Origin of the sequence: Mesorhizobium sp. NPDC059025 (genome assembly GCF_042739655.1) — a bacterium.
Lineage (GTDB): Bacteria > Pseudomonadota > Alphaproteobacteria > Rhizobiales > Rhizobiaceae > Mesorhizobium.
Genome location: NZ_JBHYIM010000004.1, coordinates 93,053 through 104,491 on the forward strand (window position 1 = coordinate 93,053; position 11,439 = coordinate 104,491).

An 11,439-nucleotide genomic window follows, 5' to 3' on the forward strand; every position below is an offset into this window, starting at 1 on the left:
GATGGGTGCGGCGCTGGCCACGGCTGGCTATTCCGGTACGCCGCTTGTGGCGAAGCTGGGACTGAAGGACGGGATGCATGCCGTCTTTCTTGCCTTGCCGGAACAGTTGACGCGGCTCAGCGAAGCAGTCCGCTTTGCCACGGTGAGGCATTTCGCTGCCTGGGCAGACATCGAGGCCGATGCAAGCTGCGATGTGGTGCATGCTTTCACCAAGCAACGCGACGAGGTCGAGAGTTCGCTCAGTCAGCTGCAGGCTGCGATCAAGCGCGACGGCATGATCTGGGTGTCGTGGCCGAAAAAGGCATCCAAAGTGCCGACCGATGTGACCGAGGACGTGATCCGCGCCGAAGCGCTCAAGCTCGATCTGGTCGACATCAAGGTCGCGGCAATCGATGAAATCTGGTCCGGGCTGAAGCTCGTCATCCGAAAGGACCGTAGGTAATGGTCGAACTCGCACTCCCCAAGAATTCGCAGGTCAAGCCGGGCAAGACCTGGCCGAAGCCGGAAGGCGCGACGAACCTGCGCGAGTATCGCATCTACCGCTGGTCGCCGGACGATGACGAGAACCCGCGCATCGACACCTATTTCGTCGACATGGACGACTGCGGCCCGATGGTTCTCGACGCGCTGCTCTACATCAAGAACAAGATCGACCCGACGCTGACGCTGCGCCGTTCCTGCCGCGAAGGCATCTGCGGTTCCTGCGCCATGAACATCGACGGTTCCAACACTCTGGCCTGCACCAAGGGCTGCGACGACATTTCCGGCGCGGTGAAGGTCTACCCGCTGCCGCATATGCCGGTGGTGAAGGATCTGGTTCCTGATCTTACCAATTTCTACGCCCAGCATCGTTCGATCGAACCCTGGCTGAAAACGGTTTCGCCGGAGCCGGCCAAGGAATGGCTGCAGAGCCATGAGGATCGCCAGAAGCTCGATGGCCTCTACGAATGCATCCTGTGCGCCTGCTGCTCGACATCGTGCCCGAGCTACTGGTGGAACGGCGATCGCTATCTCGGTCCGGCCACGCTGCTGCAGGCCTACCGCTGGCTGATCGATTCCAGAGACGAAGCCACCGGTGAGCGCCTGGACAACCTCGAGGATCCGTTCCGGCTCTACCGCTGCCACACCATCATGAACTGCGCGCAGACCTGCCCGAAGGGTCTCAACCCGGCCAAGGCGATCGCCGAGATCAAGAAGATGATGGTGGAGCGGCGAGTCTGAGCGACCGTCTCCCGTCAAGTTTTTCGCCCGAGGCCGTCGTTTCAATCCGGCAGCGGCTGGATTTGGCGCGGGAGCAAGACGTCTCGATACTTTTTGCCATTGAAAGCGGCAGTCGCGCCTGGGGTTTCCCTTCGCCGGACAGCGATTACGACTGCCGGTTCGTCTATGCGTGCGGGATGCGGCGGCATCTGGTGCTCACCCAGCCGCGTGATGTGATCGAGTTTCCGATCGAAGGTGAGATCGATGCCGGGGGTTGGGATTTACGCAAGGCGCTGCTTCTGGCCCTGGGTGGAAATGCCGTCGTCGTGGAGTGGGTCAAGTCACCGATCGTCTACGAAGAGATTCATGGGTTCAGGCAGTCACTGGTCGGAATCCTGGACCAGGTTGTCGACCCGATCAAGGTCGCGCAACACTATCTGGGTCTGGCGCGTTCGCACGTTGCCCGGCTTGGACATTTTTCCGGCGACGTGAACCTGAAAAAATTGTTCTATCTCATCCGGCCGATTGTCGCGCTGGATTGGATGGAGCAGCGTCATTTTGCAGCGTTGCCTCCGATGGCCCTGCCCGATTGTCTTTTCGAAACGGAGTTGCCCATCGCGACGACGCAGGCAATCCGTGATCTGATCGATCGCAAGGCCAAGACCCGGGAGATGGGCACGGGTCCAATCCCGGCCCCCATCGCCAGCTATGTGGAGCGACGCTACGCTCACCATGAAAAGAACATTCCAGATATGCGCAATGACGGAGCCGATCTCGCGCTGCGACATCAGTTGGCAGAGGACTTTTACCGGCAGACGATCGAGCGACTTGGCTGACAGCGCCTGGCGTTCGAGTTAGAGAGTAGACATGACCGCAGAAGATCTCCCTCATCTCACTCCCGCCGAAGCGCGGGTCCTCGGCTGCCTGATCGAGAAGAAAGAGCTTACCCCCGACGTCTATCCGATGACATCGAATGCGCTGGTGGCCGCAGCCAACCAGAAGACCTCGCGCGATCCGGTGATGACGTTGGAGATGGTCGAGATCATGCGCACGCTCGGCACATTGCAGACCAAGGGCCTGGTGCGCCAGCAATTCGCCTCGCGCGTCGAACGCTACGAACATCTGATGGCGCAGAGGTTCTCGCTGACCCGCAACCAGAGCGCGCTGATCGGCCTGCTTCTGCTGCGCGGTCCGCAGACGGTCCATGAATTGCAGGCGCGCGCCGAGCGCATGGCCAGTTTCGCCGACGCCGATGCCGTGCGTGGCGAACTCGACATGCTGATCGGCCGCAGGCCGCCCCTGGTCAAGGAAATCGGGCGAGCGCCGGGTCAGCGCGAAGACCGTTTCGCGCATCTGCTCTCCGGCGATGTCGAAGTTGGCGCGGTGGTTGTGACAAGCCGTGCGGCCGACACTGCTCCGTCCGCCGTTTCGGAGCTCGAAGAGCGGATCCGGCTTCTGGAGGAGGAAGTGGCGGCCCTCAAGGCCAGGCTCGATGCCGTAGGCGCATAGCGTGGCCGAGCCGCGGGCCAACGCCTCGACGAATGTCAGTTTCAAGGTCGACATCGTCGTTATCGGTGCGGGGCAGGCCGGCCTTTCTTCAGCCTATCATCTCGGCAGGCTGGGCCTGGCGGTCGGGCGACAGTTCCTCGTGCTGGACAGCAACCCGACGCCTGGCGGTGCCTGGCAGCATCGCTGGCCCTCGCTGACGCTGAGCACCGTCAACCGGGTGCACGATCTGCCCGGCATGCAGTTCTCGGAGGCTGTCGACACCGGTGACGGAGCCGTCAAGGCGTCGGCCGCGGTGCCGGAATATTTCGCCAGTTACGAGCGCAAGTTCAATCTGCCGGTCTACCGGCCGGTCACGGCCAAAGTCGTCTGCGATCGCTCCGGGCGGCTGCGGATCGAGACGAACCGCGAGACGTTTTCGGCGCGCGGCATCATCAACGCCACGGGTACCTGGGAAAACCCGGTCATTCCGGCCTATCCCGGCGCAGACCTGTTCCTGGGCCGGCAACTCCACACCCATGACTATCGCGGCGCCGACGAGTTCGCGGGAAAACATGTCATCGTGGTCGGCGGTGGCATTTCCGCCTTGCAGCATCTCGATGAAATTTCGCGGGTGACCGGCACAACCTGGGTCACCCGCCACGAGCCACAGTTCCGGGAACAGCCCTTCACGCCGGAAGATGGCCGCGCTGCGGTCGCCGCGGTCGAAGACAGGGTGCGGCGTGGCCTGGTTCCGGGATCAGTGGTTTCCGTTACCGGCATTTCGCTGACGCCAGCCCTGCGCGCCGCCCGGGATCGTGGTGCACTGAAGCGCCTGCCGATGTTCAGCGAGATCACCAGGGACGGCGTTCGCTGGCCTGACGGCTCCGAGCAGCGGGCCGACGTCATTCTGTGGGCGACGGGTTTCCGCAGTTCGCTCGATCATCTCGCGCCGCTGCAGCTGCGCGAGGACAATGGCGGGATCGTCATGGGTGGCCGGCTGGCAACGCGGGTCGAAAAGGATCCGCGTGTCCATCTGGTGGGTTATGGGCCCTCAGCCTCCACCATCGGCGCCAATCGCGCCGGCGGCGCGGCAGCCCGCGAGCTGGCCGGCCATCTCGGCTTGATCTGAGCAGCCCGGCTCTCCATGCGGGACATCGATGGCGAGATGTGTCAGCAACGATTTGCCGTGCCCTTGAACCGGCTGTCGGCGCTTCCTCTATTAGGGATCTGGCAAATACACGCTGCGCCGGCACCCTCGCCGTCGTTGTAATGGAGGGGTAAATGCCGAACCAGAAGGCGACACGCCGCGAATGGATCGGGCTGGTGGCACTCGCGCTGCCCTGCCTGCTCTACACGATGGACCTGACAGTGCTCAATCTCGCGGTGCCGCACCTGGTCGCCGACCTGAAGCCGAGCGCCGTGCAACTGCTCTGGATCGTCGACATCTACGGCTTCCTGATCGCCGGCTCGCTGATCACCATGGGCACGCTGGGTGACCGTATCGGCCGCCGCAAGGTGCTGCTCGCCGGCGCTATTCTCTTCGGCATAGCCTCGGTGATCGCCGCGTTCTCGACCTCGGCCGAAATGCTGATCGCGGCGCGGGCGCTTCTCGGCATCGCCGGGGCGACCCTGGCACCGTCGACGCTTTCGCTGATCCGCAACATGTTCCACGACGCCGGCGAGCGCACCTTCGCAATCTCGATCTGGGCGACCAGCTATTCGCTGGGTGCCGCCATCGGTCCGCTGCTCGGCGGCGTGCTGCTCGAGTATTTCTGGTGGGGTTCGGTGTTCCTGCTGGCTGTCCCGGTCATGGTGCTGCTTCTGATCGTCGGGCCGATCCTGCTGCCCGAGTATCGCGATCCCAGCGCCGGCCGTCTCGACGTCGCCAGCGCGGCGCTTTCCCTGGTGGCCGTCCTGGCGATGGTCTACGGTCTGAAGCAGATCGCTTCGGACGGTGTCGCCTGGCTGCCGGTCGCGGCGATCCTTGGCGGCGTTGCCGTCGGTGCTGCCTTCGTGACGCGACAGCGCCGCCTGGCCGATCCCCTGCTCGATCTCAGCCTGTTTCGTTCGCGTCCATTCAGCGCGGCGCTGATCGTCAACGTCATCGCCTGCTTCGTTGCTTTCGGACCTTTCGTCTTCATCGCGCAATATCTGCAGCTGGTCATCGGCCTGACGCCGCTCAAGGCGGGTCTGTGGACATTGCCGTCGTCCGTCGGCTTCGTGGTCTCCTCGATGATGACCTCCTGGGTCGTCGCGCGCATTCCGGCGCCGCGTGTCATCGCCGGCGGGCTGGCGCTGGCCTCGCTTGCTTTCCTGCTGCTGACCCAGGTCGGCAATGGCCATCCACTCGGAATGATCGTGGCGGCGACAATCGTCATGTCACTGGGCCTGGGTCTCGTCTTTACGCTGACCACGGATCTGATCGTGGGTGCCGCGCCTCCTGAGCGCGCCGGAGCGGCTGGCGCGCTCTCGGAAACCGGCGCGGAATTCGGCGGCGTGCTGGGCATCGCGGTTCTGGGCAGCATAGGCATGGCGATCTATCGCAGTGCCATGGCCGGTGGTGTGCCCGCCGGCGTACCGGAAGAAGCCGCCCACACGGCGCGCGATACGCTTGGCGGAGCGGTCGCGATTGCCCCGCAACTGCCGGAGGGACTTGCCGACGCGCTGCTGGTCGTGGCGCGGGACGCCTTCAGCAGCGGCTTCGAGCTGATCGCCACGATCTCGACGGTGCTGACTGTTGTCGCCGCGGTCGTGATGCTGCTGATGTTCCGCAAGGATGGCCCGACCAGGCCATCCGATGAGCCGCAATCGCCCGCCTTGCAAAAGGCCGCGTAGCTTGCGGAAGCAACGCGGCCCGTGGTTCAGGCGAGTTTGGCGTTCAGGCCGACCTTGATGGCGCCAAGGGCGCGCGAAACCGGGCACTCCGCCTTGGCCTTGGCGGCCAGTTCCTGGAACTTGGCGTCATCGATGCCGGGAACATCGGCAACCAGCGTGATGTTGCTCTCGGTGATGCCGGTGCCGGGGATGAGCTTCACAGCCGCCGTCGCCTCCAGCTTGGCGGCAGGCGCGCCGTTTTCGGCCAGGAAATGCGAAAGCTGCATGGCGTAGCAGCCGGCATGGGCAGCGGCGATCAGTTCTTCCGGGTTGGTGCCGGACTTGCCGCTTTCGTCCTCGAAGCGCATCTTGAACGAATAGGGCGTGCCCTTGAGCGCGCCGCTCTGGGTGTCGATCGTGCCGGCACCTTCCTTCAGATTGCCTTTCCAGACGGCTGTTGCGGTGCGATCCATGGTCTTTCTCCTGCAGGGATTGAGGAAGGAACTATAGCGCCGCAACCTGACAAGACCACAACATCCTTCTCGACCGCTGAGAATCGTCGCGCCGGAATGTCGGCTTTGCGCAAGCTGGGCCGTCCTGGGCCTGGCGCCATATCGGCGCACACCACATGGGGAAGTGAACGATGAAATATCTGTGCCTGGTTTATCACGAGGAAGCGGCCCTGCGGGCGCTGTCCGCCACAGACATGAGAAAGCTCGATGCGGAGTCACTCGCCTACGACAAGTTGCTGGACGATAGCGGCCATCTGATCGCGGCGGAGGCGTTGCAGCCGGTGAAAACGGCGAAGGTGGTGCGCAAACGCAAGGGCAGGGTGCTGGTGACCGACGGTCCGTTCGCCGAAACCAAGGAGCAATTGCTCGGCTTCATTCTGGTCGAGGCAGAAGATCTTGAAAAGGCGCTCGCGCTAGCCGCCGATATCCCGCTGGCGGAGATGGGCATGATCGAGGTGCGAGCTATCTACGACATTCCGCAGCCGTAATACCAACGATCACCCAGGCGACCGTTGGAGCGTGCGATTGCGCGCGGCCGTCAATCCTGCACTGCAGGCGCCGATGCCTGGCAGACATCGACCCACTCGGCGCCGACGAGCGCCGCCATGCGTGTTGGATCAAGCCGCACGGCGGCATTCGTGGCGCCGGCCGCGGGCACAACCTCGGCGAACGCCTTCAGCGAGATATCGCAATAGACCGGCAACGGTGCAGGCAGGCCGAAGGGGCATACGCCGCCAATCGGGTGGCTGGTCAGGGTCACAACCTCCTCGGCTTCGAGCATGCGTGCCTTGCCACCGAAACGGTCCTTGAACTTGCGGTTGTCGAGCCGCGTTGTGCCGGCAGCGACCACCAGCATCGCCGTGTCGCCAACCCTCAGGCAGATCGTCTTGGCGATCTGGTCAGGTGTCACGCCATGGGCCTCGGCAGCAAGCGCAACCGTCGCCGAGCTTGCTTCGGTAACGATGATGTCGATGTCCGGGGCTTGGGCAGCGAAGAAGGCGCGGACGGATTCGAGGCTCATATCCAGACCATAAGGATCGCCTGCAAGGCAGGCAACCGGACTGGTTGCCAGTTCAGGTGGCCAGTCCGGATATCCATTGGTCCTGAGAATGCCTAGATCGCCTCTCCCTTCAGCAGGCGGGGCGTGTCATTCGCCAGGCCCGAAGCCTGCCGGATGAAGAAATCCTTCAGCCGGGGCATGCGTTCGACCAGGCCGAGGCCAATGTCGCGGACCGCGCGCAGCGGTGCGATGTCGTTGGAGAACAACCGGTTCAGCACATCGGTGGTGACACCCATCTGCATCGTGTCGAAACGGCGCCATTGCTGGTAGCGTTCGAGCACGTCGAGCGCGCCGATGTCCTGGCCAAGCCGGTCGGCCTCGACGATGACTTCGGCAAGGGCAGCAACATCCTTGAAACCGAGGTTGAGCCCCTGTCCGGCGATCGGGTGGATGCCGTGCGCCGCGTCGCCCGCCAGTGCCAGGCGCGGCGCCACGAAGGCGCGGGCAAGCGTAAGCCCGAGCGGCCAGGCGCGGGGTTTGTCCATTGCGCGGATCTCGCCGAGCTTCAGTCCGAAACGCTGTTCCAGCTCCATCTCGAAGACAAGATCGTCGCCGCCGACAAGTTTTTCGGCGTCCTCGGTGCGTTCTACCCAGACAATGGAAGAGCGATTGGTGCCGTCCTTATCCGGTTTCAGCGGCAAGGTGGCGAAAGGTCCCGCGGGGAGGAAATGTTCCTCGGCGCGGCCGTTGTGCGGCCGTTCGTGCGCCACTGTGCAGACGATGCCGGACTGGCCGTATTCCCACCGCACCGTCTTGATGCCGGCCATGTTGCGCAGTCTGGAATTGACGCCATCGGCCGCGACCAGCAGGCGCGCATTGAGGGTGGCGCCATCGGCCAGATGAACGGTCAGGCCGGTGGTACCGGTATCGAAGGATTGCACAGCGACGCCTTCGATCAGGTCGATACCCAGGCGCTCGGCCTGGCGACGCAGGGCACCGTTCAGATCAAGGTTGGCGACCATATGCGCGAAGGGTTCGCCGGGAGCGACCTCACCATCGAAGGTCAGGAAGGTCGGCCGTACCGGATCCGCGGTGCGCGAATCGGTGATGATCATATCGGTGATGGCCTGCGCCTGAGGAGCAATCTCGGCCCAGACGCCGAGCTGGTCGAGCATGCGGCATGCGGCAGCAGCGATAGCCGAAGCGCGGCCATCCTTCCGCCATACACCCGCCGGAGCAGCATCGACGACGGCGATGCGCAGGCTGGGACGTGCCTGCTTGAGCGAGACAGCGGCGGCGAGGCCGACATAGCCAGCACCCGCCACCAGCACGTCGAGCCGCGTGTTTTCCAGTGCGTCTTTCCCCGATCCTGTCGCCATTCCAGCCACCTTTCTCGCCTGGCCGCTCCAGCCGATATCCGCTTTATGCCTTGACTGCCCGCCATGGCTGTCCGAAACCGCGCCGACAATTGCGAGGAACGGACGCATGACGCAAGCCATGAACGAACTTCTTGGCATTCTCGACCTGGAGAAGCTGGAAGACAACCTGTTCCGAGGTCGCAGCCCCCAGACCGACTGGCAGCGTGTTTTCGGCGGCCAGACGATCGCGCAGGCGCTGGTGGCCGCGCAGCGCACGGTCGAGCCGGATCGGCATGTGCATTCGCTGCACGGCTATTTCATGCGGCCGGGCGACACAAAGCTGCCGATCATCTATGAGGTCGACCGCATCCGCGACGGCTCGTCCTTCACCACAAGGCGTGTGGTGGCGGTGCAGCACGGCCAGGCCATCTTTTCGCTGGAGGCTTCCTTCCAACTGGACGAAGGCGGGCTCGAACACCAGATTCCCATGCCCCGCGATGTTCCGGAGCCGGACACGCTGATGACGCAGCGCGACCTGCTGGAGAAATTCGGCGAGGCCGTGCCGGAAGGGATCAAGCGCTACTGGCAGCGCGAACGCCCGATCGAAATGCGGCCGATCATGCTCAAGCACTACACCAGCCGCGAGCGGCTGGAGCCAGAGCAGAACATCTGGATCCGTACGACGGGTCCCGTGCCGAATGATCGTGCGCTGCAGGCTGCGGTGCTGGCCTACCTGTCGGACATGACGCTGCTCGATACCTCAACCTTTGCGCATGGCCGGGCGATCTTCGACCGCGATATCCAGGCGGCCAGCCTGGATCATTCGATGTGGTTCCACCGCAGCCATCCGATCGACGACTGGATCCTCTACACGCAGGACAGCCCCTCGACGCAGGGCGCGCGGGGTTTCACACGCGGCTCGCTGTTCGCCCGCGACGGCACGCTGATCGCCTCCGTCGCCCAGGAAGGGCTGATTCGTCTGAAACGACCGCCTGCAGAATAGGCAATCTACCTTTTTTGCTCACTAAATAGGCATTTTGTAGGTGTCCATGGTGCTTCGATTCCGGTCGAAGCATATGTATTTCTTTTTTAATCAAAGACTTAAGCATCCGTTTCGCCATTTGGCACGGAGCTTGAATTGCCATGGGCACTCGCCGGCCCATGTCGAGGCCGGTGATGTCGCGTGGAACGCGGGGACCGCAACGAACAAAGGGCGAAACCTGATGAAGATCGTGATGGCTATCATCAAGCCGTTCAAGCTCGACGAGGTGCGCGAAGCGCTCACCGCCGTCGGCATCCAGGGTCTGACCGTCACCGAAGTCAAAGGCTACGGACGTCAGAAGGGGCATACCGAAATCTATCGTGGAGCGGAGTACGCCGTCTCCTTCCTTCCAAAGATCAAGATCGAAGTCGCTGTCTCGACCGACCTCGTCGACAGGGCCGTCGAGGCGATCACCAACGCCGCCAAGACCGGCCAGATCGGTGACGGCAAGGTCTTTGTCTTCGGCATCGACCAGGCCGTGCGCATCCGCACCGGCGAAACAGACACCGACGCGCTGTGAGCGGGTCACGCATCGTTATGGAGAGATCGATGAACAATCTTCCTAGCCTGAAGAGGGTGGCAATGCCGCTGGCCGCCCTGGCCGGCATGCTTGCCGCGACTGTCGCCTATGCGCAGGAAGCAGCACCCGCCGCCGCTCCCACTCCCACGCTCGACACCGGCAACACCGCCTGGATGCTGACATCCACGGCGCTGGTGCTGATGATGACCATCCCAGGGCTCGCCCTGTTCTACGCCGGCATGGTGCGCAAGAAGAACCTGCTCGCCACCGTGATGCAGAGCTTCGCGATCTGCTGTCTGGTCACCGTGCTGTGGTTCGTGGCCGGCTATTCGCTGGCATTCTCGGATGGCGGCTCGCTCAACGCCTATGTCGGCGGCTTTTCCAAGGTCCTGTTTCAGGGGATCACGGTTTCGTCGCTGTGGGCGCCGAGCGTGGCCAACATTCCCGAGTTCGTCTTCGCCATGTTCCAGATGACCTTCGCCATCATCACACCGGCGCTGATCGCCGGCGCTTTTGCCGAACGCATGAAGTTCTCGGCGCTGCTGCTGTTCAGTGGCCTCTGGCTGCTCGTCGTCTATGCGCCAGTCGCGCATTGGGTGTGGGGAGGCGGCTTCCTCGGTTCGGCCGGCGTGCTCGATTTCGCCGGTGGTACCGTGGTGCACATCAACGCTGGTGTCGCCGGCCTCGTCTGTGCGCTGGTGCTTGGCAAGCGCGAGGGCTACGGCTCGGTCAACATGGCACCCTATAACCTCGTCTACGCGGTGATCGGTGCCGCGCTGCTGTGGGTAGGCTGGTTTGGTTTCAATGCCGGTTCGGAACTCGCTGCCGATGGCCTTGCCGGGGCCGCCATGGTCAACACGCAAGTAGCGGCCGCAGCAGCCGGCCTCGCCTGGATGTTCACCGAATGGCTGGTTGCCAAGAAGCCGTCGGTACTCGGCATCATCTCGGGCGTTGTTGCCGGCCTCGTCGCGGTGACGCCGGCTTCCGGTTTCGTCAATCCGACCGGCGCCTTCATCATCGGCATCGCCGCGGGCATCATCTGCTATTTCGCAGCGGTGAAGATCAAGCACGCACTTGGCTATGACGATTCGCTCGATGCCTTCGGGGTGCATGGTGTCGGCGGCATCGTCGGCGCACTGCTCACCGGTGTCTTCGCCGATCCCGCCATAAACGCGCTCGGCAAGGACGCCTCGGTGCTCAAGCAACTCTACGGTATCGTCTTCACCATCGTCTGGGCCGCCGTCGCCACTCTTGTGATCCTCTATGTGGTCAAGGCGCTGGTCGGCCTGCGGCCAAGCAAGCAGGAAGAGATCGAAGGGCTGGACGTCACCCAGCACGGAGAGGTGGTGCAGTAAGCATCGCATCGCGGGCGTCCTGCGCCCGACAGAAAATCCCGTCGTGGCCGCTGCGAACGCGCTCACGTCACTTGGGCCCGGAGCGATCCGGGCCCTTTTTTCATCGCCGCGGGTTGGCTTTCGTCAAAGATCATACCTTGTCCCGCATAG

13 protein-coding genes are annotated in these 11,439 nt (G+C 63.4%); 10 read left to right on the plus strand and 3 right to left on the minus strand.

The genetic code is table 11. The features are described 5' to 3' along the window. The first annotated feature begins 1 nt into the window (after position 1). The 6 genes from ACFWYE_RS11700 (at position 2) to ACFWYE_RS11725 (ending at position 5,523) form a co-directional block, all read left to right on the plus strand. Positions 2 to 442, plus strand: a complete 441-nt coding sequence (locus ACFWYE_RS11700; protein WP_379111521.1) for a DUF3052 domain-containing protein — start codon at positions 2 to 4, stop codon at positions 440 to 442. Continuing rightward, positions 442 to 1,221: a succinate dehydrogenase iron-sulfur subunit gene (locus ACFWYE_RS11705; RefSeq protein ID WP_379065363.1), complete on the plus strand. Its 780-nt coding sequence runs from the start codon at positions 442 to 444 to the stop codon at positions 1,219 to 1,221. Before ACFWYE_RS11700 ends, ACFWYE_RS11705 begins: the two co-directional genes overlap by 1 nt. Before the next feature lie 62 nt (positions 1,222 to 1,283). Further along, positions 1,284 to 2,036, plus strand: a complete 753-nt coding sequence (locus ACFWYE_RS11710; protein WP_379111523.1) for a DNA polymerase beta superfamily protein — start codon at positions 1,284 to 1,286, stop codon at positions 2,034 to 2,036. 31 nt (positions 2,037 to 2,067) lie between these two features. Then, positions 2,068 to 2,709, plus strand: a complete 642-nt coding sequence (locus ACFWYE_RS11715) for a YceH family protein (RefSeq protein WP_379065367.1) — start codon at positions 2,068 to 2,070, stop codon at positions 2,707 to 2,709. A 1-nt stretch (position 2,710) separates the two neighbouring features. Beyond that, positions 2,711 to 3,817 (plus strand): NAD(P)-binding domain-containing protein, encoded by a 1,107-nt coding sequence (locus ACFWYE_RS11720; protein ID WP_379111525.1) that lies wholly within the window; start codon positions 2,711 to 2,713, stop codon positions 3,815 to 3,817. Between the two features lie 152 nt (positions 3,818 to 3,969). Next, entirely contained in the window at positions 3,970 to 5,523 is a 1,554-nt protein-coding gene (locus ACFWYE_RS11725) for an MFS transporter (protein ID WP_379111527.1), read from the plus strand. A 26-nt stretch (positions 5,524 to 5,549) separates the two neighbouring features. Here the strand turns inward: ACFWYE_RS11725 and ACFWYE_RS11730 are convergent, their stop codons facing one another. Beyond that, the gene (locus tag ACFWYE_RS11730) at positions 5,550 to 5,975 is read right to left on the minus strand and encodes an OsmC family protein (protein WP_379111529.1); all 426 of its coding nucleotides are present in this window, start codon (positions 5,973 to 5,975) and stop codon (positions 5,550 to 5,552) included. A 170-nt stretch (positions 5,976 to 6,145) separates the two neighbouring features. On the opposite strand from ACFWYE_RS11730, the gene ACFWYE_RS11735 reads away from it, so the two are divergent. Then, positions 6,146 to 6,502 (plus strand): YciI family protein, encoded by a 357-nt coding sequence (locus ACFWYE_RS11735; protein ID WP_379111531.1) that lies wholly within the window; start codon positions 6,146 to 6,148, stop codon positions 6,500 to 6,502. A gap of 50 nt (positions 6,503 to 6,552) precedes the next feature. Here the strand turns inward: ACFWYE_RS11735 and ACFWYE_RS11740 are convergent, their stop codons facing one another. Both ACFWYE_RS11740 and ACFWYE_RS11745 read right to left on the minus strand, forming a co-directional pair. Beyond that, positions 6,553 to 7,035 carry a YbaK/EbsC family protein gene (locus tag ACFWYE_RS11740; RefSeq protein WP_379111533.1) on the minus strand — a complete coding sequence of 161 codons (483 nt, stop codon included), beginning with the start codon at positions 7,033 to 7,035 and terminating at the stop codon, positions 6,553 to 6,555. 92 nt (positions 7,036 to 7,127) lie between these two features. Next, positions 7,128 to 8,393 carry a ubiquinone biosynthesis hydroxylase gene (locus tag ACFWYE_RS11745; RefSeq protein ID WP_379111961.1) on the minus strand — a complete coding sequence of 422 codons (1,266 nt, stop codon included), beginning with the start codon at positions 8,391 to 8,393 and terminating at the stop codon, positions 7,128 to 7,130. 106 nt (positions 8,394 to 8,499) lie between these two features. Here ACFWYE_RS11745 and tesB point away from each other — a divergent pair, with 106 nt between their 5' ends. The 3 genes from tesB to ACFWYE_RS11760 all read left to right on the plus strand — a co-directional run bounded on the left by tesB (position 8,500) and on the right by ACFWYE_RS11760 (position 11,289). Next, positions 8,500 to 9,375, plus strand: a complete 876-nt coding sequence (tesB, locus tag ACFWYE_RS11750; RefSeq protein ID WP_379065379.1) for an acyl-CoA thioesterase II — start codon at positions 8,500 to 8,502, stop codon at positions 9,373 to 9,375. Positions 9,376 to 9,595: 220 nt separating this feature from the next. Beyond that, positions 9,596 to 9,934 (plus strand): P-II family nitrogen regulator, encoded by a 339-nt coding sequence (locus tag ACFWYE_RS11755; protein ID WP_239362395.1) that lies wholly within the window; start codon positions 9,596 to 9,598, stop codon positions 9,932 to 9,934. Between the two features lie 62 nt (positions 9,935 to 9,996). Continuing rightward, positions 9,997 to 11,289 carry an ammonium transporter gene (locus ACFWYE_RS11760; protein ID WP_379111963.1) on the plus strand — a complete coding sequence of 431 codons (1,293 nt, stop codon included), beginning with the start codon at positions 9,997 to 9,999 and terminating at the stop codon, positions 11,287 to 11,289. The last annotated feature ends 150 nt before the right edge of the window (positions 11,290 to 11,439 follow it).

Coding starts and splice junctions, on each gene's coding strand:
- ACFWYE_RS11745 (WP_379111961.1), bottom strand. CDS start 8,393: ATGGCGACAGGATCGGGGAAAGACGCACTGGAAAACACGCGGCTCGAC.
- ACFWYE_RS11735 (WP_379111531.1), top strand. CDS start 6,146: ATGAAATATCTGTGCCTGGTTTATCACGAGGAAGCGGCCCTGCGGGCG.
- ACFWYE_RS11740 (WP_379111533.1), bottom strand. CDS start 7,035: ATGAGCCTCGAATCCGTCCGCGCCTTCTTCGCTGCCCAAGCCCCGGAC.
- ACFWYE_RS11705 (WP_379065363.1), top strand. CDS start 442: ATGGTCGAACTCGCACTCCCCAAGAATTCGCAGGTCAAGCCGGGCAAG.
- ACFWYE_RS11725 (WP_379111527.1), top strand. CDS start 3,970: ATGCCGAACCAGAAGGCGACACGCCGCGAATGGATCGGGCTGGTGGCA.
- tesB (WP_379065379.1), top strand. CDS start 8,500: ATGACGCAAGCCATGAACGAACTTCTTGGCATTCTCGACCTGGAGAAG.
- ACFWYE_RS11755 (WP_239362395.1), top strand. CDS start 9,596: ATGAAGATCGTGATGGCTATCATCAAGCCGTTCAAGCTCGACGAGGTG.
- ACFWYE_RS11700 (WP_379111521.1), top strand. CDS start 2: ATGGGTGCGGCGCTGGCCACGGCTGGCTATTCCGGTACGCCGCTTGTG.
- ACFWYE_RS11715 (WP_379065367.1), top strand. CDS start 2,068: ATGACCGCAGAAGATCTCCCTCATCTCACTCCCGCCGAAGCGCGGGTC.
- ACFWYE_RS11760 (WP_379111963.1), top strand. CDS start 9,997: ATGCCGCTGGCCGCCCTGGCCGGCATGCTTGCCGCGACTGTCGCCTAT.
- ACFWYE_RS11730 (WP_379111529.1), bottom strand. CDS start 5,975: ATGGATCGCACCGCAACAGCCGTCTGGAAAGGCAATCTGAAGGAAGGT.